Origin of the sequence: Terrabacter sp. 2TAF16 (assembly GCF_052115065.1) — a bacterium.
Lineage (GTDB): Bacteria > Actinomycetota > Actinomycetes > Actinomycetales > Dermatophilaceae > Terrabacter.
In genome coordinates this window covers 63,644-85,658 of the sequence record NZ_JBFRFZ010000017.1, presented here as the reverse complement: position 1 = coordinate 85,658, position 22,015 = coordinate 63,644, and the positions used below count along the sequence as shown (strand labels likewise).

19 protein-coding genes are annotated in these 22,015 nt (G+C 71.0%); 11 read left to right on the top strand and 8 right to left on the bottom strand.

The features are described 5' to 3' along the window. The first annotated feature begins 305 nt into the window (after positions 1-305). Positions 306-1,016, top strand: coding sequence for an alpha/beta hydrolase (locus AB4Z14_RS20095; RefSeq protein WP_442276762.1), 711 nt, complete (start codon positions 306-308; stop codon positions 1,014-1,016). Positions 1,017-1,088: 72 nt separating this feature from the next. Next, the gene (locus tag AB4Z14_RS20090; RefSeq protein ID WP_442276761.1) at positions 1,089-2,384 is read left to right on the top strand and encodes an ATP-grasp domain-containing protein; all 1,296 of its coding nucleotides are present in this window, start codon (positions 1,089-1,091) and stop codon (positions 2,382-2,384) included. Here the strand turns inward: AB4Z14_RS20090 and AB4Z14_RS20085 are convergent. After that, positions 2,381-3,019 carry a DUF1345 domain-containing protein gene (locus tag AB4Z14_RS20085; protein WP_256795888.1) on the bottom strand — a complete coding sequence of 213 codons (639 nt, stop codon included), beginning with the start codon at positions 3,017-3,019 and terminating at the stop codon, positions 2,381-2,383. The genes AB4Z14_RS20090 and AB4Z14_RS20085 overlap by 4 nt on opposite strands. A 149-nt stretch (positions 3,020-3,168) precedes the next feature. On the opposite strand from AB4Z14_RS20085, the gene AB4Z14_RS20080 reads away from it, so the two are divergent. The 3 genes from AB4Z14_RS20080 to AB4Z14_RS20070 are packed head-to-tail and all read left to right on the top strand — an operon-like array spanning position 3,169 to position 5,661. Next, entirely contained in the window at positions 3,169-4,197 is a 1,029-nt protein-coding gene (locus tag AB4Z14_RS20080; RefSeq protein WP_442276760.1) for a diacylglycerol/lipid kinase family protein, read from the top strand. Continuing rightward, on the top strand, positions 4,190-4,933 hold the full coding sequence (locus AB4Z14_RS20075; protein WP_442276759.1) for a phosphatase PAP2 family protein: 744 nt from the start codon (positions 4,190-4,192) through the stop codon (positions 4,931-4,933). The genes AB4Z14_RS20080 and AB4Z14_RS20075 overlap by 8 nt, the downstream gene beginning before the upstream one ends. Then, the gene (locus AB4Z14_RS20070) at positions 4,930-5,661 is read left to right on the top strand and encodes a phosphatase PAP2 family protein (protein WP_056827524.1); all 732 of its coding nucleotides are present in this window, start codon (positions 4,930-4,932) and stop codon (positions 5,659-5,661) included. The genes AB4Z14_RS20075 and AB4Z14_RS20070 overlap by 4 nt, the downstream gene beginning before the upstream one ends. A gap of 80 nt (positions 5,662-5,741) precedes the next feature. On the opposite strand, the gene AB4Z14_RS20065 is transcribed toward AB4Z14_RS20070, so the two are convergent. From AB4Z14_RS20065 to AB4Z14_RS20045, 5 genes are all read right to left on the bottom strand, one after another. Beyond that, positions 5,742-5,909, bottom strand: a complete 168-nt coding sequence (locus AB4Z14_RS20065) for a hypothetical protein (RefSeq protein WP_442276758.1) — start codon at positions 5,907-5,909, stop codon at positions 5,742-5,744. Positions 5,910-6,052: 143 nt separating this feature from the next. Further along, the gene (locus tag AB4Z14_RS20060; protein ID WP_442276757.1) at positions 6,053-6,838 is read right to left on the bottom strand and encodes a DUF1206 domain-containing protein; all 786 of its coding nucleotides are present in this window, start codon (positions 6,836-6,838) and stop codon (positions 6,053-6,055) included. 105 nt (positions 6,839-6,943) lie between these two features. Then, a complete protein-coding gene (locus tag AB4Z14_RS20055; RefSeq protein ID WP_442276756.1) occupies positions 6,944-7,123 on the bottom strand; it encodes a hypothetical protein in 180 nt (59 codons plus the stop codon). Between the two features lie 136 nt (positions 7,124-7,259). Then, on the bottom strand, positions 7,260-8,102 hold the full coding sequence (locus AB4Z14_RS20050; protein ID WP_442276755.1) for an acyl-CoA thioester hydrolase/BAAT C-terminal domain-containing protein: 843 nt from the start codon (positions 8,100-8,102) through the stop codon (positions 7,260-7,262). Between the two features lie 3 nt (positions 8,103-8,105). Further along, entirely contained in the window at positions 8,106-10,655 is a 2,550-nt protein-coding gene (locus AB4Z14_RS20045; RefSeq protein WP_442276754.1) for a DEAD/DEAH box helicase, read from the bottom strand. Positions 10,656-10,735: 80 nt separating this feature from the next. On the opposite strand from AB4Z14_RS20045, the gene AB4Z14_RS20040 reads away from it, so the two are divergent. Both AB4Z14_RS20040 and AB4Z14_RS20035 read left to right on the top strand, forming a co-directional pair. Further along, on the top strand, positions 10,736-10,864 hold the full coding sequence (locus tag AB4Z14_RS20040) for a hypothetical protein (RefSeq protein WP_442276753.1): 129 nt from the start codon (positions 10,736-10,738) through the stop codon (positions 10,862-10,864). Positions 10,865-10,893: 29 nt separating this feature from the next. Further along, a complete protein-coding gene (locus AB4Z14_RS20035; RefSeq protein ID WP_442276752.1) occupies positions 10,894-11,352 on the top strand; it encodes a GNAT family N-acetyltransferase in 459 nt (152 codons plus the stop codon). 11 nt (positions 11,353-11,363) lie between these two features. On the opposite strand, the gene AB4Z14_RS20030 is transcribed toward AB4Z14_RS20035, so the two are convergent. Next, the gene (locus tag AB4Z14_RS20030) at positions 11,364-14,225 is read right to left on the bottom strand and encodes a helix-turn-helix transcriptional regulator (protein WP_442276751.1); all 2,862 of its coding nucleotides are present in this window, start codon (positions 14,223-14,225) and stop codon (positions 11,364-11,366) included. Between the two features lie 75 nt (positions 14,226-14,300). Continuing rightward, a complete protein-coding gene (locus AB4Z14_RS20025) occupies positions 14,301-14,573 on the bottom strand; it encodes a hypothetical protein (protein WP_442276750.1) in 273 nt (90 codons plus the stop codon). 479 nt (positions 14,574-15,052) lie between these two features. On the opposite strand from AB4Z14_RS20025, the gene fdh reads away from it, so the two are divergent. From fdh to AB4Z14_RS20005, 4 genes are read left to right on the top strand one after another with little or no spacing between them, the layout of a single operon-like run. Continuing rightward, positions 15,053-18,379: a formate dehydrogenase gene (gene fdh / locus AB4Z14_RS20020; protein WP_442276749.1), complete on the top strand. Its 3,327-nt coding sequence runs from the start codon at positions 15,053-15,055 to the stop codon at positions 18,377-18,379. 3 nt (positions 18,380-18,382) lie between these two features. Then, a complete protein-coding gene (locus AB4Z14_RS20015; RefSeq protein ID WP_442276748.1) occupies positions 18,383-19,540 on the top strand; it encodes a 4Fe-4S dicluster domain-containing protein in 1,158 nt (385 codons plus the stop codon). Next, positions 19,537-20,637, top strand: coding sequence for an NrfD/PsrC family molybdoenzyme membrane anchor subunit (nrfD, locus tag AB4Z14_RS20010; protein ID WP_442276747.1), 1,101 nt, complete (start codon positions 19,537-19,539; stop codon positions 20,635-20,637). Before AB4Z14_RS20015 ends, nrfD begins: the two co-directional genes overlap by 4 nt. Positions 20,638-20,680: 43 nt before the next feature. After that, complete coding sequence (locus AB4Z14_RS20005) at positions 20,681-22,006, top strand: L-lactate MFS transporter (protein WP_442276746.1); 1,326 nt, start codon at positions 20,681-20,683, stop codon at positions 22,004-22,006. Positions 22,007-22,015 lie beyond the last annotated feature (9 nt).

Here is a 22,015-nt window from a genome sequence, read left to right as displayed (position 1 = left end):
CAGCACCGGCTCCAGCGACCGGGACAGTCGGCCACGGTCGGCCGTCCACGCCACCCTCAGAGTCCTCCAGCGCCCACCCGCCGGCGCACCGGAGGACTCCACCGGTGACGGGGTGTACGGCACGGCGAGCCTCCTCTCGGCGATCCTTCGGTGCATCACGTAGAACAGGTGTTCGAGATGAGTTCAATAGCCGCGGCGAATCTGTGGACAACGAATTCGGTTTGCCTGCAGCGCAATCCGACGCTCCGACCGAGAGGCCGGTGGCCCGGGGTGTCCTCCGCTGCGTCCGCGCATAGGGTCTCCGCATGGCGCGCAGGAAGCTCACGGTGACCGGCACCCCGGTCGGGGACATCGAGATCGCGGTCGTCACGCCGGTCGGCACGCGCCGCGGCGACCGGCTCCCGCTGCTCGTCGCCCACGACGGGCCGGAGTACTCCCGCCGGGCCCACCTCCTCTCCGTCCTGCGCGCCGCGACGGAGGCCGGGCGCGTCCCGCCGACCCGCGTCGTCCTGCTCGAGCCGGGCCGGCGCAACGAGCGGTATGCCGCCAACCCGCTCTGGGCGGACGCGCTCACCGAGCACGTGCTCCCGACGGTCGGGACGGCATACGCCATCGACGGGAGGCCGAGCCTCATGGGAGCGAGCCTCGGAGCGCTCGCCTCGCTCCAGGCGGAGTGGTTGCACCCCGGGACGTTCGGAGGGCTCTTCCTGCAGTCGGGGTCCTTCTTCCGCAAGCGCGTCGACGACGAGGAGGAGTTCGAGTTCTGGGACCGCGTGACGACCTTCGTGACCAACGTCAGGCGGGTCCGGCGGCGACGCACCGACGCGCGCATCGTCATGACGTGCGGCACCGCCGAGGGCAACCTGACGAACAACCGCCAGATGGCGCAGACCCTCGCCGCGAGCGGCCACGACGTGTCGTTCACCGAGCTGCCGGGCCGCCACGACTGGCGCTCGTGGGAGGCGGCCTTCGACCCGTACCTGCTCGACCTGCTCGCCCGCCCGGACACCCGCTGACCGGCGACAGATGCCGCGGTTCCTGCAAGGATCGCAGTCGATGACCCGACCCCCGACGGTAGGAGCAGCACGATGACCGACACCGCACAGCAGGACCTGTCCGCCGCATCGAGCACCTCGTCGACGAGGACGCATCTCGTGGGTCTCCTGCTCGGCGCCGAGGAGGACTGGCCCACCGCCTTCGAGGCGTTGCTCGCGCTCGTCGGACCCATCACGACCGACGACGGCGTCACCCACGAGCTGACGAGCGAGCGCCTCACCATCGAGCCGTTCGACCTGCGCCAGCCGGTGCGCACCGAGCTCGTCATCGACCGCCTCGCCTACTGGTACTACCACCCGCGCGAGTGGCTCAAGAAGGCCGCGTTGATGGACGACACCTACCTGCTCAACAGTCCCTTCACCTTCCAGTCCATGGAGAAGCACAGCGCCTACGTCGCCCTGATGCGTCTCGGGCTCAAGGTCCCCGAGACGTGGCTCGTGCCCTACAAGCACCCCGTCGACAACGTCCGCTGGGCCTACACCTCCGCGAAGTACAACCGCCCGTTCGACCTCAAGGCGATCGCCAACCAGCTCGGCTACCCGATGTACATGAAGCCCTTCGACGGCGGCGGCTGGCGCGGTGTCTCCCGGATCAACGACGAGACGGACCTCGTCAAGGCCTACGACGAGTCCGGCGAGATGCTCATGCACCTGCAGTCGACGATCGAGTACGACCACTTCGCCCGGGCCCTGTCGATCGGTCCCGAGACGATGGTCATGGACTTCCGGCCCGAGCAGCCCATGCACAACCGGTATGCCGTGAGCTACGACTTCCTGTCACCGTCGGCCGGCAAGCAGACCGCGGCCATCAGCCGCATCGTCAACGCGATGTTCGGCTGGGAGTTCAACTCGTGCGAGATGCTCGTCAAGGGTGACGACGTCTATCCGATCGACTACGCCAACGCCTGCCCCGACGTCGCCGTCACGTCGCTGCACTACTACTTCCCGTGGGCCATCAAGGCGCTCGTGCGGTGGTCGACCTTCTGCGTCATCACCGGTCGACGAGGCCCGATGGACCTCGAGATGCGCCGCTACTTCGACGTCGCCGACCGGGACGACCTCACCGACGGGGAGAAGCTCGACGAGTTCCTCGCGATCGCCGACGAGTACTTCGACACGGCCGCCTACTGGGCGTGGTGCGACCAGCACCTGCCGCACCTCGACGCCGCGGTGCTCGAGTGGGTGCAGTCCGACGTCTTCGCCAACCTGCTCCGGTCGACGGTCGTCACGACCTACCCGGCGCACGAGCGCGACCGGTTCATGGCCCACTTCGGCGGCCTCATCGGCCTGTGGGTCACGGACGAGAAGGCGCGGCTCGCGCTGTCCTAGCCGAGTGAGCCACCGATGCCCGCGACGAGGTTGATCGTCGCGGCGATGACGATGGTGCCGTAGAGGTAGGCGAGCATCGTGTGCCCGAGCACGACCCGGCGCACGTCGGAGGTCTTGAGGTCGGTGTCCGAGACCTGGTAGGCCATGCCCAGGTTGAAGGAGAAGTAGGCGAAGTCCGAGAAGGTCGGGTCCTCGTCCTGGTTGAAGTCGATGGGCGGCGTGGGGCTGGCGTAGTAGACGCGGGCGTACCGCAGGAGATAGACGGTGTGGACGCAGAGCCAGCCGACCGCGACCGCGCCGACGCCGACGAGGGCGTCCAGCACCTGCGCGGTTCCCTTCGCCTGGCCTCCGACGAGCAGGATGCCGACGCCCGCCAGACTGGCGAGGCCCACGGTGATGACGACCACGTCGTACCACGCCGCGTCGCCGTCGCGGCCCTCGACCCGCGCCCGCGTGGAGGGGGCGTCGTGTCCGAGGACGTGCACGAGCAGTGGCACCGCGAAGGCGAGGCCGCCGGCCACGAAACCGGTGAGGGCGTGGGTCAGCAGCTCGCCGGCCGCACCGAGCGGTACGAACAGGCCGACCAGGACCCCGACGAGCACGGCGACGGCGAGGCGTCGGCGGATGGTGGGCACCTTCGGAGGCTACCGCCGCGAGAGTCCACGAGGCTGGACGCCGGCTGGTGATGCGCTGGTGGTCGGCTGGGTGCCGGGTCGGGGTATGTCACGCATCGGCCCCGCTCGACGGCCGCCCCCCTCACGCCCCGAGCCCTAGGATCCCCACCATGTCCGACACGCCCAGCGCTCGTCGCAGGCTCACCGTCGTCTACAACCCGGTCAAGGTCGACGACCTCGTCGCCACCCAGGAGCTCGTGGCCAAGGCCGCGGCCCGGCACGGCTGGGAGGACCCCTCGTGGATCGAGACGACCGAGCAGGAGACCGGCGAGAAGCAGGGCCGCGAGGCGGTGCGCGCCGGCTCCGACGTCGTCGCCTCGCTCGGCGGTGACGGCACCGTCCGCGCGGTCGCCTCGGCGCTCGTCGGCACCGACGTCGCGCTCGGTCTGCTCCCCGGCGGCACGGGCAACCTCCTCGCCCGCAACCTCGGCCTGCCCGTCGACTCCCTCGAGGACGCCGTCGAGGCGATGCTCGGTGGCACCGACCGCCGGATCGACGTGGGCCTCATGCGTGTGGCCGACAGGGCGATCGAGCCGCGGGAGAGCCACGGCACGCACGACGGCGGGTCGAAGGTCGACGACGACGAGGAGGTCTTCCTCGTCATGGCCGGCCTCGGCCTCGACGGCCAGGTCATGGCCGGCACCAACGAGAAGGTCAAGGCCGCCGTCGGCTGGGTCGCCTACGTCTTCAGCGCGCTGCGCCAGGTCTTCAGCCGTGGCTTCCGCGTCGACGTCGCCTCGAGGGGCGGCTCCGGCGTGACCGGCGAGAGCGGCGACCACGAACGCGACCACGACGAGCACAGCGGGTCGGTGAGCCGGCACGCGCGCACCGTCGTCGTCGGCAACTGCGGCACCCTCCAGGGCGGCATCGAGCTGATGCCCGAGGCGAAGGTCGACGACGGCATCCTCGACGCCGTCGTCGTCGCGCCCCAGGGCGCCCTCGGCTGGATCTCCGTCATCTCCGACGTCGTGACGCGGCACCGCGCCGGTCACGGCCGGCTCGACCGCTTCCGCGGCCGCGAGTTCACCGTGACCGCGGGCCGACCCGTCGAGGCGGAGATCGACGGCGACCCGATCGGCGAGCACGTCTCGCTGGGCATCCGCATCCTCCCCGACTCCCTGGTGGTCCGGGTTGGCTGAGCGACGTCCAGACGGCCGGCGACCCGCGGGTCGCGGCCGCCGCCTGCTCAAGGCCGTCGGGTTCGGGCTCGCCTTCGCGGTCCCCGTCACGGCCCTCGCGTTCGTCGTGCGCGAGAAGTTCGTGCCCGTCATCGAGCTCGACGAGTGGCTCATCGTCGCGGCGACCGACATCACCCGCGACAACCCGTGGCTCAAGACCGTCCTGCTCGTGTGGCAGGAGGCCACCCAGCCGAAGTGGGTCTACATCGTCGCGTCGGCCGTCTGCCTCGTCGTGTGGCGCCGCCACCGTGAGCTCGCGACCCGGTGCCTCTGGGCCTTCCTGACGATGATGGTCGCCTGGAACCTCCAGCTCGTCCTCAAGGAGGTCGTCCAGCGGGCCCGCCCCGTCGTCAGCGACCCCGTCTCGCACGCCCCCGGCTACAGCTTCCCCTCGGGCCACGTGGCCAACGCCGCGGCCATCGCGACGGTGATGACCCTGCTGCTCTGGCCGTTGCTGTCGCCGGTCGCCCGCCGCTGGCTCGTGGCCGGCCTGACGGCATACGTCGTCCTGACGGCCCTCGACCGCGTCTTCCTCGGCGTGCACTACCCCTCAGACGTCCTGGCCGGGATCCTCTTCGGCATCGGCCTGGGCACGGCGTCCTACGTCGGCTACCTCGGGTGGAACCCCCAGAGTCCGGACGAGTCCCCTCCGCCGGAGGGGGACGTCGGGCCCGAGTCATCGAAAGGCAGCACGTGAACCACACCTTCATCCACCGTTACGAGATCGACTCGTCGCGACCGACCGTGGGGTCGGCGCTCCGTGACATCGCGCTGCGGGTCCTCGCCCCCGCCGTGGTGCTCTTCGGTCTCATCGTCGGGCTCGGCTTCCTCATCGTCGGCCCCCTCAAGGACCTCCCGTGGGAGAACGACCTGAGCAAGTCCGTTGCCGCAGGCCGCACCGCGACGATGAACTCGATCACGGCGGTCTGGTCGCACATCGGCAACACCGAGATCGTCATCGGCGTCTGCGTCGTCGTCGTGGCCCTCGTGTGGTGGCGTACCAAGCAGTGGTGGTATGCCGTCATCCCCGCCATCGCGATCGCCGCGCAGGCGAGCGTCTTCGTCGCCGCGACGACCCTCACCGACCGCAAGCGCCCGACGGTCGAGCACCTCGACCCGGCGCCCCCGACGTCGAGCTACCCCAGCGGGCACATGGGCGCCTCGACCGCGCTCTACCTGACCTTCGCGCTCATGGCCCAGCGCATCGAGACGGTGTGGCTGCGCCGCGTCGTGACCGTGGTCTGCGCGATCGTGCCGCTCCTCGTCGGCTACGCCCGGCTCTACCGCGGCATGCACCACCTCGTCGACATCCTCGTCGGGATGGTCAACGGCATCGTGTGCGCGCTGCTCGCGTGGAACTACCTGCGCCGTCGGACGACCGGTGACCGCGCGACCTCCGCCGTGCGCGAGGCCGTCTCGCGCTGACGCGACCTCCACCCGCGAACGGCGATGGCCGGGAACCCGAATCGGGTTCCCGGCCATCGCCGTTCGCGTTCCGCGGCGCTCTAGCCCGGGGACACCTGCGACCGGTGCAGCCGCCACCCGAGGATGAGGATCAGGCCGCGGCGGGGCGTCGTCTGCGGGTCGACGACGGGTCGCTGGGCGCGCCGGGTCCGGCGACCGAGGTCGGCGGTGCGCTGGCGGGCGATGGCCTCGTTCAGGTACGTGTTCATGGTGTCCTCCTGCACTCGTGATGCGTGAACACACAGAGCAGCAGAAGGCGTCGGTGATGCACCCGCCACGGAAACGGCCCCGAGTGCCCGGAAATGTCCGGGCGCTCGGGGCCGTCTCGACAGCGTGCGTCAGGCGCCGCGGCTCACACGTCGGCGTGCCGGGCACGTCCGAAGCTGTAGACCCCGAAAGCGATGAGGCCGAGCGCGACGAGGGCGAGCAGCACCGGGCCGCCCGGGGCTCCGAGCAGGTTGCGCAGCGCACCGTCGAGGCCGCGAGCCTCGCTGGGCTTGTGCCGCACGGCGGCGAGGACGAAGAGGCCTCCGACGATGGCCAGGGCGATGCCCTTGGCGATGTAGCCGACGCGTCCGGCCTTGACGATCCACTCGCCCGGGTCGGACTCGAGGTCCTGGAGGAACTTCTTCTTCCAGCCCTTGACGACGTGGTAGACGCCGACGCCGATGACGGCGAGGCCGAGGAGGGCGACGAGCCACTGGCCGGCCGGCTGCTTCATGAGCGTCGCGGTGAAGTCGGTCGTCTGGCTCTTGCTCGACGAGCCGCTGCCGCTCGCGAACCGGAACGCGGTCCACGCCAGTGCGAGGTAGACGACGGCCTTGCCGGCCGCCTTGAGGCGGTCGCTCGTCTCCCAGCCTCCCGAGATGGCCTCCGTGACCTGCCAGAGCGCGAGGCCGAGCCACGCGATGACGGCGACCCAGAGCAGGAAGAGACCGAACCCGTTGTCGGCCATCGAGCCCAGGGCGCCGGACTGGTCGGCGCTCGTGCCCTTCGAGCCGAAGGCGAGTCGCAGTGCGATCGCGCCGATGATGATGTGGAGCACGCCGTTGACGGCGTAGCCGATGCGCGCTGCCGTCTCGAGCGCCGGGTGGTCACCCGCGCGCGCTGAGGCGGCCTTGACGTCTGTGGAGTCCATGCACGTGATCCTGTCGGTAGAGGGGTCCCCGATGGGCCACTGGGGAACATACCCACGTCGGGCAGGGAAGTGGCACGTCGGGCGCGCCCTTCTCGGGCGGGCGCGTCAGACGAGGCGCAGGTGTCGACGGCGGCCGTGGCGGCGCGCCGTGCGACGGCTCCTCGTGGGGGTGGTCGCCGGCTCGGGCCCGGGCTCCGGGTGCCGGAGGCGGGCGAGCTCGGCCCGGCGTTCGAGGTCGGCCTCGCGCTGGGCGAGGAGGGCGCTGACGATGTGCGGAGAGAGCATGGTGGGGATCCTTCGCGGTCGCTGTCGTGCTGACCTCTCCACCGTCGGTCTGAGGCCCGGCCCGCCACATCGGAAGGATGGCGTATGCCGTCTCTCCGGGTGCCTCAGATCCGTGGCGGTCCCGCTCCAACCCCGCTCAGGCGAGGTCGAGCACGCGGCGGATCTCGGGCCACGCGCGATCGCCGAGCTCGCGGTCGGCCGCCTCGGTGCCGCCCCGGGCCATCCGCTGCCCGCCGCCCGCGACGGGCTCGCCGGGCAGGATGACGCGGTGTCCGGCCTCCGGGTGCGCGACCAGGGTCGTCGGCAGGTCGAGGGCCGTCCTCCGCGCATGCACGGCCTCGGCGGAGGTCACCGACGGCCAGACCTGGTCGTCACCGCCGGCCACGAGCAGCACGTCGCCGAAGAAGCGCTCGACGGGGATGGTCGCGGCCGCGACCCGGTCGGCGGCTGAGCGCAGGCTCTGGGCGTAGACCGGTGTGAACGCCGGCGGCTCGCCCACGGGCTCGGCGTCGTCGTCGTACGGCACGAAGGGGAGCGGCGCCCCGCCCCGGGACCACGACGAGTGCTGCGGGCGCAGCTCGCCGTCCGGTCCGGCCCCGACGTTGGCCCACACGACGTGGCTCGGCGCGAGCGCGACGACGGCGTCGACGGCCGGGTCGTCGGCGGCATACGCGAGGAAGGCCTCGGCCGTCTTCGAGACGCCCATGAGCACGACGCGGTCACAGCGATCGCCGAGCGAGGCGACGGCCGGTGCGAAGGCCTCGAGGGGGTACTCCCAGATGCCGGCCGGCTGTCCCTCGCCGCCGAACCAGCGGTAGGTCAGGGCGGCGGTGACACCGGCCCCGGCGAGCAGCCGCGCCCGCTCGTGCTCGACGCGGCCGCTCGATCCCGACAGCACGAGCACCCCCGTGCCGTTGCCGCCGTCGGCAGGTGAGACGAGGACGCCGTCGTGGTCGTAGGGGTGTGCGCGCAGGGTCACAGGTCAGCCGCCGAGGCGCTCGAAGGCGGTGACGGTGAGGACGGCAGCGCCGGCCTCGTCGCTCGCCGCGAGGTCGACGACGGCCGTGATGCCCCAGTCCTTGTCGTCGTCGGGGTCGACGACGACCTGACGCAGCCGCCACTCGGTCGGCGTCCGCTCGACCTGGAGCAGCGCCGGTGAGCGGGCCCCCTGGTCGGTCGCGATGGCGTCGTGGTCGTCGTAGTAGGCGCCGAGGGCGTCGTTCCACGCCTGGGCGTCCATGACGACCTTCTGCGGTGGGTCGGTGAGCTCGGCGACGCGGGCCTCGAGCTCGCCGAGGGCCTCCCACTCGTCGCGCGAGGCCAGCTCGACCCGGTGGAACATCGCGTTGCGGATCATCACGGTGAACGCCCGCTCGTTCCCGGTGATCGGCCGCGCCGGCGGGGCGATGTTGGTCTGGGCGAGCACGGCGTCGCTCGGGTTGACGAGGTCCTCCCACTCGTCGAGCAGGCTGGAGTCGGTCTGGCGCACGAGCTCACCGAGCCACTCGATGACGTCCTCGAGCTCCTCGGTGCGGTTGCCCTCGGGGATGGTGTGGCGCAGTGTGCGGTAGGCGTCGGTGAGGTAGCGCAGGACGAGCCCCTCGGACCGGGACAGGCCGTAGTAGGAGACGAACTCGTTGAACGTCATGCCGCGCTCGTACATCTCGCGGACGACGGACTTCGGCGAGAGGGCGTCCTGCGAGATCCACGGGTGGCTCTGCCGGTAGGCCGTGAGGGTTACCTCGAGCAGCTCGGCGAGCGGCTTGGGCCAGGAGACCTCCTCGAGGCGCTCCATCCGCTCCTCGTACTCGACGCCGTCGAGCTTCATCGCCGCGACGGCCTCGCCGCGCGCCTTGAACTCCTGCGCCCACAGCACCTGCCGCGGGTCCTCGAGGATCGCCTCGATGACCGAGACGAGGTCCTTGGCGTAGGTGTCGCTCCCAGGGTCGAGGGTGTCCATGACGGCGAGCGCGAAGGGGGCGAGCGGCTGGTTGAGGGCGAAGTCGCGCTGGAGGTCGATCGTCAGGGCGTGCCGACGGCCGGAGTCCTCGGCCGACGCCAGGCGCTCGACGACGCCGGACGTGATGAGCTCCTTGGCGAGCACGAGCGCGTGCCGCTGGAGTCGCCGCTGGTCCTTGGCCTCGTGGTGGTTGTCGGAGAGCAGGCGCGCGGCGTGGGCGACCGGGTTGCCTTCTCGCGCAAGGATGTTGACGAGCATCGAGTGCGATACCTTCATCCGCGGCTGCAGCGGCTCGGGCTCGGCGACGATGAGCCGCTCGAACGTCTCCTCCGACCAGTTGACGAAGCCGTCGGGCGCCTTCTTGCGCTGGATCTTCTTCTGCTTCTTGGGGTCGTCGCCAGCCTTCTCGACGGCGCGGAGGTTCTCGACGACGTGGTCGGGGGCCTGGGCGACGACCCAGCCGCGGGCGTCGAAGCCGGCCCGGCCGGCCCGGCCGACGATCTGGTGGAACTCACGCGCCTTGAGCAGGCGCTGCTTCGTGCCGTCGAACTTCGTCAGCCCGGTGAGCAGCACGGTGCGGATCGGCACGTTGATGCCGACGCCGAGCGTGTCGGTGCCACAGATGACCTTGAGGAGGCCGTCCTGCGCGAGCTGCTCGACGAGGCGGCGGTACTTCGGCAGCATGCCCGCGTGGTGCACCCCGATGCCGTGCCGGACGAGGCGGGAGAGGGTGCGTCCGAAGCCCGCCCCGAACCGGAAGCCACCGATGCGCTCGGCGATCGCCTCGCGCTCCTCGCGCGTCGTGATCTTGACGGCCATGAGGCTCTGGGCGCGCTCGAGCGCGGCCGCCTGCGTGAAGTGGACGACGTAGACGGGCGCGCGGTCCTTCTCGAGGAGCTCCTCGATGGTCTCGTGGAGGGGGGTGACGGCATACGAGAACTCGAGGGGGACGGGACGCTCGGTGCCGCTGATGACGGCCGTGGAGCGGCCCGTGCGCCGGGTCAGGTCGTCCCTGAACATCGTGACGTCGCCGAGCGTCGCTGACATGAGGACGAACTGCGCCTGAGGCAGCTCGATGATCGGCACCTGCCACGCCCACCCGCGGTCGGGCTCGGAGTAGAAGTGGAACTCGTCCATGACGACGAGACCGACGTCCGCCGAGCTGCCCTCTCGCAGAGCGAGGTTCGCGAGGATCTCGGCGGTGCAGCAGATGATCGGGGCGTCGGCGTTGACCGAGGCGTCTCCGGTGATCATGCCGACGTTGTCGGCGCCGAACTGCTCGCAGAGGGCGAAGAACTTCTCGGAGACGAGCGCCTTGATGGGTGCCGTGTAGAAGGAGACCCGGTCGTCGGCGAGGGCGGTGAGGTGGGCGGCCGTCGCGACGAGCGACTTCCCCGAGCCGGTCGGCGTCGCCAGGATGAGGTTGCTGCCGCTGAGGATCTCGAGGAACGCCTCCTCCTGGTGCGGGTAGAGGGTCAGGCCCCGCTCGGTCGTCCACTCGGAGAAGACCTCGTAGAGGCCGTCGGGATCGGGGTCCCGCGGGATGCGCTCGCTGAGGTTCTTCGTCACCACGCGAGTATGCCGCCGGGCCGGGACGTGAGCCGAATCGTCGGTGTGCACCGGCCGGTGGTGTCAGAGTAGGACCCGTGCAGATGGACGCCAGCGCAGTCGTCGAGCCCTTCATGAACGGGATGCGCCTGCTCGCGACCTTCCCTTCGTCGTCCGTGAGCGTCCGGGTGCGCCGTCCTGGGTGGGAGACCTCGCCGCCCAGCGTGGTCTGAGCCGGCGAGCGGACTTCCCGATCAAGGTGATGGACGAGCCCACGATCCTGACCCTGACGGCTGGGCCTCGGGAGGACGTCGACGCCATCGTGGAGCTGGGCGGCGACGCCCTCGACCTGCTGCCTCGGGTGGCCGAGGCGTTCGCCCTGGGGAACGAGCTGCCGCGAGGACTCTACGACCCCCTCGTGGGCCGCCCCATGGTCGAGCAGCCGGGCTCGGCGGTCTATGCGTCCTTGGCTGGTGGGGCCGTCACTTCGGTCGGCATCCGGCTGCAGGTGTCGGGAGCCGTGGGGGTCTTCGGGATCGCGACGCCTCCCGAGCATCGCCGTCGCGGCCTCGGGAGAGCCGTCACCGCACGAATCCTGGCCGACGGGGTTCGAGAGGGTGCCACCCTGGCGTTCCTCGGTGCGTCGCCGATGGGCTTCGGCATCTACCAGCGGCTCGGCTTTCGTGTGGCGGAGCGGTGGGTCTTCCATCTCCCCGGCTGACGTCCGGCTGGTCAGGGATCGCGGTCCGAGCGAACTGAGCGGGCGAGGGCAGCGGCTTCGCCACGGTTGCTCACGCCGAGCTTGGCGATCACGTTGCCGACGTGCACGCTGGCGGTCTTCTCGGTGATGAACAGGGCGGAGGCGATGGCTCGGTTCGTCGCTCCGCGAGCGACGTGGTCGAGCACCTCGCGCTCGCGCGGCGTCAGCCGGTCGAGGGGTCCGGGTTCGTCGACGTCGAGCGGCAGTGGCACCCGGAACCGCCTTGCCGCCACCGCGGCCTGGCTCTCGAGCCAGCGGGATCCCATCTCGTGGGCCTCGTGCCAGACTGCGGAGAGCATGGCCTTGCCCTCGTCGCGTTCTCCGTGTGCCAGCTGTGCGCGTGCCAGCTCCAAGCGTGGACGGAGCGAGGTGTAGCGGCCGAAGGCGACCGCGAGATCGACGGCGGCGTGCCACTGCGGGATGGCCGACTGCCCCGACAGCTGGGCCTCGAAGGCCTCGGCGATGGCCAGGTGCATCCCGTCCCAGGTGCGCCCCCATTCGGGGGTGAGGCGCTGCCGGGCGAAGTCCAGCGACACGGCGGCCGCCGCGGCGAGCGGCTGGGCCGGGCGTGCCGCGGAGGGGCCAGCGAGAACGAGCGTCCGGTAGGCGTAGTCGGCGGCGAGGGCGTGCTCCAGGGGAGAGTCCCGAGGGGCGACCTCCAGCATCAAGGCCTCGGCCGCGTCCAGGGCCCGCTCCGGATCCGACAGGCCCTCGCAGATCTCGATGAGACGCGGAGAGTGGTTGACGCCCGGCGCGTTGGAGCCGTCGGCGAACGCCTCCTCCTCGACGGCGAGCGCGCCTCGCATGTCGCCACGGGCCACGAACAGGAGCGCCCGGTGCCACCGCAGTCGGAACTCGACCCGGGCGGGGACGCAGTAGGTCTCGTAGAGGGCCTCTGCTTCTGAGATGCGTCCCTGCTGGACCAGGATCTCCAGCTCCTGCTCGGCGCCGAGGGCCACATACCTCGGCAGTCCGGCTCGCTCGGCCCTCTCGCGGACCTGACGAGAGATCTGGACCGCCTCGTCGACCGAGCCGTACAACGAGAGGTAGAAGGCGAGCTCGCCGGAGGCCTCGAGGGCGGCTCCCAGCTCGTCGGACCGCTCGGCTTCGCGCACGGCCTCTCGGTACACCTCCAACGCCTCGCTGCAGCGGCCGACGAGCCAGAGCGGCTCGGCCAGCTCCCACAGGGCCTCGGTGACGAGATCGTCCGCTCCGATCGCCCGAGCGACGTCGAGGGCCCGGGTCGCGAAGTCGAGTGCCTCCGTGTACCGGCCGACTCGGCACCCGTGGAACGTGGATGCGATGAGCGCGTCCGCGAGCTCGCGGGTCGGCGTCGTCCCGGCCAGCGCGATGGCGCGATCGAGGGACTCTCGTCGGCTCGGAAGTCCCGGCACTTCGCCCCAGTTGGCCCCGACGGCGGTGTGGACGCGGCAGGCCGCCAGGGGGTCACCGTCGGGGTCGAGCAGGTCGACCGCCAGGCGCAGCAGGTCGTGCACCCGGTCACGGACCCCCTCGTTGGCCAGGACGCGGGCCGCCAGGCGCGGGAGGTCGGCCTTGGAGAGGCCGGTGCGCTCAGCGGCATCCGGAACGCGGTCCCAGAGGTAGAGGGCGTGTTCGAAATGGTCGGCTGCTGCGGCCGAGCCGTACTGCTTGCCGGCCACGCCGGCCCACACCGAGGCCTCGAGGGCGAGGGGCCAGTCACCCGCGCCCATCGCGTGCAGGGCCAGGGACGCTCCGTACCGCCAGCGCTGCTCGGTCGACCCGGACTCGACGCGGCCTCGCAGCGCCCGGGCGTAGGCGGCGTGCATCTCGACGATCTCCCCGGGGAGCAGGTCGTCGTGCACGGACTCCCGGAGCAGGGCATGGCGGAAGTCGTACCTGTTCCCATGACGGACGACGACGTGGCGCTCGAGCATCTCGTGGATCGCCTGGGCAAACGCGGGGGGTGCGAGCCCAGCCGCCTCCTCGAGGACCTCGAGGTCGATGCGGCTGCCGTCGACCGAAGCCAGGCGGCTGATCCGGACAGCGGATGACGAGAGCGTCCCGACGTGCCGGAGCAACAGGTCGTGCAGGAGCCCCGGGACACCGGGCTCGTCGGCGGACAGCAGCTCCTCGACGTAGAGGGGATTCCCGTCGGAGTGGAGCATCAGGGCGGCGAGCCTCTCGGTGTCCGGGGCATGCCCGGACCGTCGACGGACGAGCTCGCGCACGTCGTGGGCAGCGAGCCCGGACAGATCCATGCGCACCGCACGCGGACTCCGACTCAGCTCGACCAGCGGGCCCCGGAGCGGGTGTCCGGCGGTCACGTCGTCGGCACGGAAGGTCAGGACGAGCAGCAGCGGAGCACGGCCGGTTCGCTGCGCGGCCAGCGCGAAGTCCCGTACCGAGGAGTCGGCCCAGTGGAGATCCTCGATGACGAGCACGGCCGGGCCCGCACGGCCCAGGATCTCGGTGGCTTCGACGAGAGACTCGAGCGAGGGGGACCTCGAGCTCGCCTCGGAGGCCAGCCAGGACAGGCGTGGCACCGGGGAGTCCTCGGTGGTCTGGCGGTCATGGAGGTCCCGGAGTGCCTCGACCACCGGACCGAACGGCATTCCCGTCGCCAGGTCCAGGCAGTGACCGACCGCACAGCTCAGGCCCATCGCCCGGCACCGCTCGGCAAGGACCTCGACCAGAGTCGTCTTGCCGATGCCGGCGTCACCTCCGATGAGCAGACTCCTGATGCGAGGGGCGTCCTCATCCGCCTCGCGCGCGACCACGCCGAGCAGGACGTCGAGGGCGCGGATCTGCTCGGCCCTCCCGACGGGTGCTGTGTGCTCTGACGATGTGCCCATCCGCGACTCCGTGACCGAGGACGTCGTGGTGCCCTCCGACCCGTCTTCCAGCGTAGGAGCGGACGCGCGTCGTGTTCACAGGACGGCGGAAGCCGCGTCGTTGAGGATCAGGACGATGGTGTTGTGCACGCGCGGCAGGTGGCCGGCTGCGTACTCGTCCTTCAGCTCCCTCAGCTCCGTCAGCACGGCGGTGTCCGTGTCGAGCCGTGGTGCGAGCACGTGGAGGTGGGGTCCGGGGTCGGGAAGGGGGATGGGCATCCCGGCGGCCGACCCCGCGGCCACGGAAACGGCCGGCAGCGAGAGGGCGGTGGCCGAGACGACGGCGACGAGTCGATGGCGAGCGGACATGGCGTGCTCCTGGACCAGATGCGGCGGACCTTCCGCCGACCACTCCACGATCGGCCCGGGACGCACCCCCCACATCGGCACTTCTCCCAGACCTCGCACCGGTCATGCCTACGTCTCGCGCGGCCCCTCTCAGCGGTCCGAACGTCCTGCTCGGTCGGGGACGAGCTCGGTGAGCACCTGCAGCACGACGATGACGAGCACCGACCGGACCCGACCGGACCCCCTGCGGGCCCCACGCGAGGATCGGCGCTGCCACGGCGAGGCCGAGGACCGTGCCGACGACGCGTGCACGCCCCGGGTGAGGCCGGGTCGCGTGTCTGGTCGGGGCGGGCTGGGGCTCGCTCGTCATCTGTCATCGACAGCAGCCAGCGTGAGACCCGCGGCGTGAGCGGCGTCGCCCGACTGGGTAATGCTTCTATGGCGCCTCCCACACAGTCGTGCTGTCATGGTCCGGTCGCCCAGTCCAGAGAGGTGCAGCGGTGGATCCCAAGAAGACCTTCTTGTCCTGGCCGGTCGTCCGGCAGGTCCGTTCCGGCGACTTCCTCGGACGGGGGCCGTCGGTCACCTCCGCCCACACGCGTGAGCTCGCGCCCCGCACGGCCACCGCGGACAAGGTCGTCCAGAGCGTGTGTCCGTACTGCGCGGTGGGGTGTGGTCAGCGCGTCTTCGTCAAGGACGGCCGCGTCGTCCAGATCGAGGGCGACCCGGACTCGCCGGTGTCACGCGGGAGGCTGTGCCCCAAGGGGTCTGCGAGCGAGCAGCTCGTCAACAACCCCGGCCGCCAGCGCAAGGCGCTCTACCGACGTCCGGGCGGCACGGACTGGGAGCCGATCGAGCTGTCGACGGCCGTCGAGATGGTCGCCCAGCGCTTCGTGGAGTCACGGCGACGCACCTGGCAGGACCATGACGAGCACGGGCGCCCACTGCGGCGCACCATGGGGATCGCCTCGTTGGGCGGAGCGACGCTCGACAACGAGGAGAACTACCTCATCAAGAAGCTCTTCACCGCAGCCGGCGCCATCCAGATCGAGAACCAAGCGCGTATTTGACACTCCTCCACGGTCCCCAGTCTGGGGTCCTCGTTCGGGCGCGGCGGCGCCACGCAGTACGTGCAGGACCTGTCCAACGCCGACTGCATCGTCATCCAGGGATCGAACATGGCCGAGTGCCACCCGGTCGCCTACCAGTGGGTGACGGAGGCTCGGCTCAAGGGTGCCCGGGTCATCCACGTCGACCCGCGGTTCACGCGCACGTCGGCGACGGCTGACAAGCACATCCCGATCCGCGCCGGCAGCGACGTCGTGCTGCTCGGCGCCCTCATCAAGTTCATCCTCGACAACGAGCTCTACTTCAAGGAGTACGTCGTCGCGTACACCAACGCCGCGACGCTCGTGAGCGAGGAGTACCAGGACACCGAGGACCTCGACGGGCTCTTCTCCGGCTATGACGACGCGAAGGGCAGCTACTCCCAGGAGACCTGGGCCTACGCCAGCCGCGACGGCGAGGACGACGAGACGCCGGGCACCATCGGCGGTCCCGCGGCCGGCCACGAGCACGGCCACACCAAGTCGGAGCGCGCCGCCGGTGACGAGCACGGGTCCGGTGGGCCGGCGCTCGAGCACGCCCGGGTGCTGCGCGACGAGACGCTGCAGGACCCGCGGACGGTCTTCCAGATCCTCAGGCGGCACTACGCCCGCTACACCCCGGAGATGGTGGCCGACACCTGCGGCATCAGCGTCGACGACTTCCACTACCTCGCGCGCTCAGTGACCGAGAACAGCGGCCGCGAGCGCACCACGGCGTTCGTGTATGCCGTCGGCTGGACCCAGCACACGCTCGGCGCCCAGTTCATCCGCACCGCCGCCATCGTGCAGCTGCTGCTCGGCAACATGGGCCGACCGGGTGGCGGCATCATGGCCCTCCGTGGTCACGCGAGCATCCAGGGCTCGACCGACATCCCCACGCTCTACAACATCCTCCCCGGCTACCTCGCGATGCCGGTGGCGGGGCTGCACGACACGTGGGACGACTACCTCGGCGCCATCGGCAACAAGGAGCAGAAGGGCTTCTGGGCCAACGCCGACACGTATGCCGTGAGCCTGCTCAAGGCGTGGTGGGGCAAGGCGGCGACCGCCGAGAACGACTGGTGCTTCGACTACCTGCCGCGGCTGAGCGGGGCGCACGGCACCTACCAGACGACGATGGCGATGCTCGACGACGAGGTCGAGGGCTACTTCCTGCTCGGCCAGAACCCGGCCGTCGGCTCGGCGCACGGCCGAATGCAGCGTCAGGCCATGTCGCACCTCAAGTGGCTCGTCGTGCGCGACTTCAACATGATCGAGTCCGCCACGTTCTGGAAGGACGGGCCCGAGATCGCGTCAGGCGAGCTCACGACCGAGGACATCGAGACCGAGGTGTTCTTCCTGCCGGCGGCGGCGCACACCGAGAAGAGCGGCTCGTTCACCCAGACCCAGCGGATGCTCCAGTGGCACCACCAGGCGGTCGAGCCCCCGGGCGACTGCCAGAGCGAGCTCCAGTTCTTCTTCGAGCTGGGTCGGCGGGTGCGCGAGCTGCTCGCCGACTCGACCGACGAGCGTGACCGTCCGCTGCTCGACCTGACGTGGGACTACCCCACCGACGAGCACGGCGACCCGGACGCCGAGGCGGTCCTCGCCGAGATCAACGGCCGTCACCTGACGGGCGACAAGGCGGGGCAGCCGCTCTCGGCCTACACCGAGATGAAGGCCGACGGCTCGACCGACGGCGGCTGCTGGATCTACACCGGCGTCTACGCGGACGGCGTCAACCACGCCGCCGACCGCAAGCCCGGGCGCGAGCAGGACCTCACCGCGCTCGACTGGGGCTGGGCGTGGCCGGCGAACCGTCGCATCCTCTACAACCGCGCCTCGGCCGACCCCGAGGGCAACCCGTGGAGCGAGCGCAAGCGTTACATCTGGTGGGACGCCGAGGCCGGCACGTGGACCGGGCACGACGTGCCGGACTTCGTTCCCGACAAGGCGCCCTCCTACCGTCCAGAGCCGGGGACAGGCGGTCCGGCGGGCCTCGCCGGTGACGACCCGTTCGTCATGCAGGCCGACGGCAAGGGCTGGCTCTTCGCGCCCAAGGGCATGCTCGACGGGCCGCTGCCGACCCACTACGAGCCGCAGGAGTCCCCGGTCCGCAACCCGCTCTACACCCAGCAGTCGAACCCGGCCCGCAAGGTCTTCCCGCGCAAGGACAACCTGTGGAGCCCGTCCGGTGACGCGCCCGGAGCGGACGTCTACCCCTACGTCTTCACGACGTACCGGCTGACCGAGCACCACACGGCCGGCGGCATGAGCCGGTGGCTGCCCTACCTCTCCGAGCTCCAGCCGGAGTTCTTCTGCGAGGTGTCGCCCGAGCTGGCGGCCGAGCGGGGTCTCGAGAACGGCGGATGGGCGACCATCGTCTCGGCCCGCGCGGCCATCGAGGCCCGCGTCATGGTGACCGAGCGCATGACCCCGCTGACCATCACGGGCCGCACCATCCACCAGGTGGGGCTGCCCTACCACTGGGGCGTCGGGACCAACGCGGTCGTGAGCGGCGACGCCGCCAACGACCTGCTCGGTGTCGCGCTCGACCCCAACGTGCAGATCCAGGAGAGCAAGGCCGGCTCGTGCGACATCGTGCCCGGCCGCCGCCCCGCGGGCGAGGAGCTGCTGCGACTCGTCGCGGAGTACCAGTCGCGGGCCGGCAGCACCGTCATGACGAGCAACGAGCTGCGCACCGGCCACCCGCAGTCCACGCCCGACACGAGAGAAGGCTGACCGATGGGCTTCTGGCGCAACCAGCTCTCCGGCCCCACCGACCCGGCGGCCGACGCCGCCTGGGACCGGCACGAGCCTCGCAAGGGCTTCTTCACCGACACCTCGATCTGCATCGGGTGCAAAGCGTGCGAGGTGGCCTGCAAGGAATGGAACGGCGTCCCCGAGGACGGCCTCGACCTGCTGAACCAGTCCTACGACAACACCGGAGCCCTCGGGGCGAGCACGTGGCGCCACGTCGCCTTCGTCGAGCAGACGAGCGACCGCATCGAGCAGGCCCGTGAGTCGGGGCGCAAGCTCGTCTCCCTCGGCATGCCGTCGGTGCGCTCACACGACGACGCCGCCCTCGCCGGTGGCGGGGGCGCGGCGACCGCGACGCTGACGCCGCCGGGGGAGCTGCTCCCCGGCGCGGCGGCCGGCCCCGGCCCGACGGACACCCCCGTGCCGGACGTGCGGTGGCTCATGGCCTCCGACGTCTGCAAGCACTGCACCCACGCCGCCTGCCTCGACGTGTGCCCGACCGGCGCGCTCTTCCGCACCGAGTTCGGGACCGTCGTCGTGCAGGACGACGTCTGCAACGGCTGCGGCTACTGCGTGGCAGCGTGCCCCTTCGGGGTCATCGAACGCCGGAGCGGTCAAGAGGGGCACGAGAAGGGGCCGCAGTCCCACGGCATCAGCATCAAGGGATCAGGGGGCACGGGAGGCACCGGGGCAACGGGCAATGCGGGCGGTGGCTCGCACCAGAACCCTCCGTCGCACGCCGAGACCAATGGCGAGGTCAAGAACGTCGGCATCGCCCAGAAGTGCACCCTCTGCTACGACCGACTCGGCGCCGGCCAGACTCCCGCCTGTGCCCAGGCGTGTCCGACCACGTCCATCAAGTTCGGCGACCTCGACGAGATGCGGGCGACGGCCCGGGCCCGCGTCGCGCAGCTGCACGAACTCGGCTACAGCGAGGCGCGCCTCTACGGCGTCGACGAGAACGACGGTGTCGGCGGTACCGGCTCGACCTTCCTGCTCCTCGACGAGCCCGAGGTCTACGGCCTGCCGCCGGACCCACGGGTGACCACCGCCGACCTGCCCGACATGTTCCGCAAGGCCGGCTACGCGGGGCTCACCATGCTCGCGATGGCAGCGGCCTCGTTCGTCGGGAGGCGGAAGTGACGACCAACCCGTTCGACGCCGACCGCCCGCCGGAGCGACCGCGCCGTCTCGGCAACGCCGGCGGCGGTCGCCGCGGGAGGGGGCGCCGCGACGAGTCGCTCATGGTCCCCGACGTCAGCTTCGACAGCTACTACGGGCGCCACATCGTCAAGCCGGCGCCGTGGGAGAAGGAGGTCGCGGCATACCTCTTCCTCGGCGGCATCGCCGCGGGGTCCGCGCTGCTCGGCGCCGGCGGTGCGGCTCGTGGCTACCCCGCGCTGCAGCGCGCCGGACGCATCGGCGCCGTGGCCGGCGCGGCGCTCGGCGGAGCGGCGCTCGCCAAGGACCTCGGCAAGCCCAGCCGTGCCCTCAACATGATGCGCACCGTCAAGCTCACCTCTCCGATGTCGGTCGGCTCGTGGATCCTGACGGCCTTCGGCACCTTCGCGGGGGCGGCTCTCGCCACCGAGCTCGGCCGGCCGATGCTCGAGCGTCGTTCTCACCCAAGCAGGTCCGGCGGTGCCGTCGCCCTCGTGTCCAAGGCGCTGAAACTAGCGGACGGGCCGGCCACGGTGGGGTCTGCATTCTTCGCTCCACCGCTTGCCGCCTACACGGCGGTGCTCCTTGCCGACACGGCCACCCCGACATGGCACGAGTCCTACCGCGAGCTGCCGTTCGTCTTCGTCAGCTCCGCCAACCTCGCCGCATCGGGTCTCGCCCTCGTCTCCGTCCCCACGCGCGAGAACGGCCCGGCGCGCAAGCTGGCGGCAGTCAGTGCGCTCGTCGAGCTCGTGGCCTTCGAGCGCATGCAGGACCAGCTCGGGCCGACGCTCTCGGAGCCCCTCCGCACCGGCAAGGCCGGGCGCCTGCTCAAGGCCAGCCGGGCCCTGACGATCGGCGGGGCCGTCGGCGCCGTCGCGCTCGGGGGAAACCGCGTCACCGCAGCGCTGAGCGGGGCAGCCCTCATGGCTGCTTCGGTCTGCACCCGCTTCGGCGTCTTCGAGGCCGGCATGGTCTCGGCGATCGACCCGAAGTACACCGTCGAGCCACAGCGTGAGCGGCTCGAGAAGCGACGGGCCGCCGGCGTCGTCGACGACTCGATCACCACAGCGCGCTGACTCGGCGAGCCACCAGCACCACCAGGACGAGAAGGGGAGCCTCATGAGCACCAGCGCGGTTCGGAACGACAGCACCGCCGCACCCGTCGGCAACCGTTGGCTCATCCTCGTCGCGGGGGTGCTCGTGCAGCTCGCCATCGGCGCCGTCTACGCCTGGAGCGTCTTTGCCAAGGCCATCCAGAGCCCGGACGCCTTCGGCTGGTCCAAGGCGCAGGCCTCCGTCCCGTTCGAGGTCGCCATCGGGATGATCTTCGTCGGCAGCTACATCGGCGGCCGGATCCAGGACCGCCGCGGCCCCCGCACGGTCGCCCTCACCGGCGGCATCATCTACAGCCTTGGCGTCATCCTCGCCTCGTTCGCCGGCAAGGACCAGTTCTGGCTGCTCATCCTTGGCTACGGCATCCTCGGCGGGTTCGGACTCGGCATGGCCTACATCGTCCCGATCGCCATGCTGCAGAAGTGGTTTCCCGACAAGCCCGGTCTCATCACCGGCATCGCGGTGGCCGGCTTCGGCTTCGGTGCCGTCATCACCGCGCCCTTGGGACAGCGACTCATCGCCGGTGACCCGTCACTGCCCACCAAGGCGTTCCTCCCCCTCGGCATCGGCTACCTCGTCGCGGTCGTCCTCGGAGCAAGCCTGTTCCGCAACCCACCCGAGGGCTACCTGCCGCCGGGTATGGCTGCACCGGCCGCGGCTCCCGGGGCCCGGGAGCGGACGAAGGACCCGGTGCCCGAGGCGGACTTCACGGCGGACGAGGCCCTGCACACCAAGCAGTGGTATCTCCTGACCGCGATCCTCACCCTCAGCGTGACGGCGGGCATCTCGCTCATCTCGGTCGCCGCGGGCAGCGCGAGCGACGTCGCCGGCTACTCCGCCGCTGCCGCTGCCAGCCTCGTCGGCGTGCTCGGCCTCTTCAACGGTGGCGGTCGCATCCTCTGGGGCTGGCTCTCGGACCGCATCGGCAAGATGCCGGCCTTCATGGGGATCCTCGGCATCCAGGGCGTGTGCCTGCTGCTCATCCCGCACGTCGCGTCGCCGGCGCTCTTCGCCGTCCTCGCCGCGCTCGTCTACCTCTGCTACGGCGGCGCGTTCGGCACGATGCCGTCGACGGCGGGGCGCTTCTTCGGCGTGCGCAACGCGGGTGCGATCTACGGCCTGATGCTCATCGGCTGGAGCATCGGTGGCATCGTCGGTCCGCTGCTCATCTCCTCACTCATCGGTGAGCAGAAGGCCTACACGCTCGGCTTCACCGTCGTCGGCGCCATCGCGCTCGTCGGCATGGCGCTGCCGCTGCTGACGAAGAGGCCCGCACCCCGGACCGCGAGCTCGGCCGCCGGGGCACCGGACAGCACCACGTCCCGCCGCTGACCGCGGTGG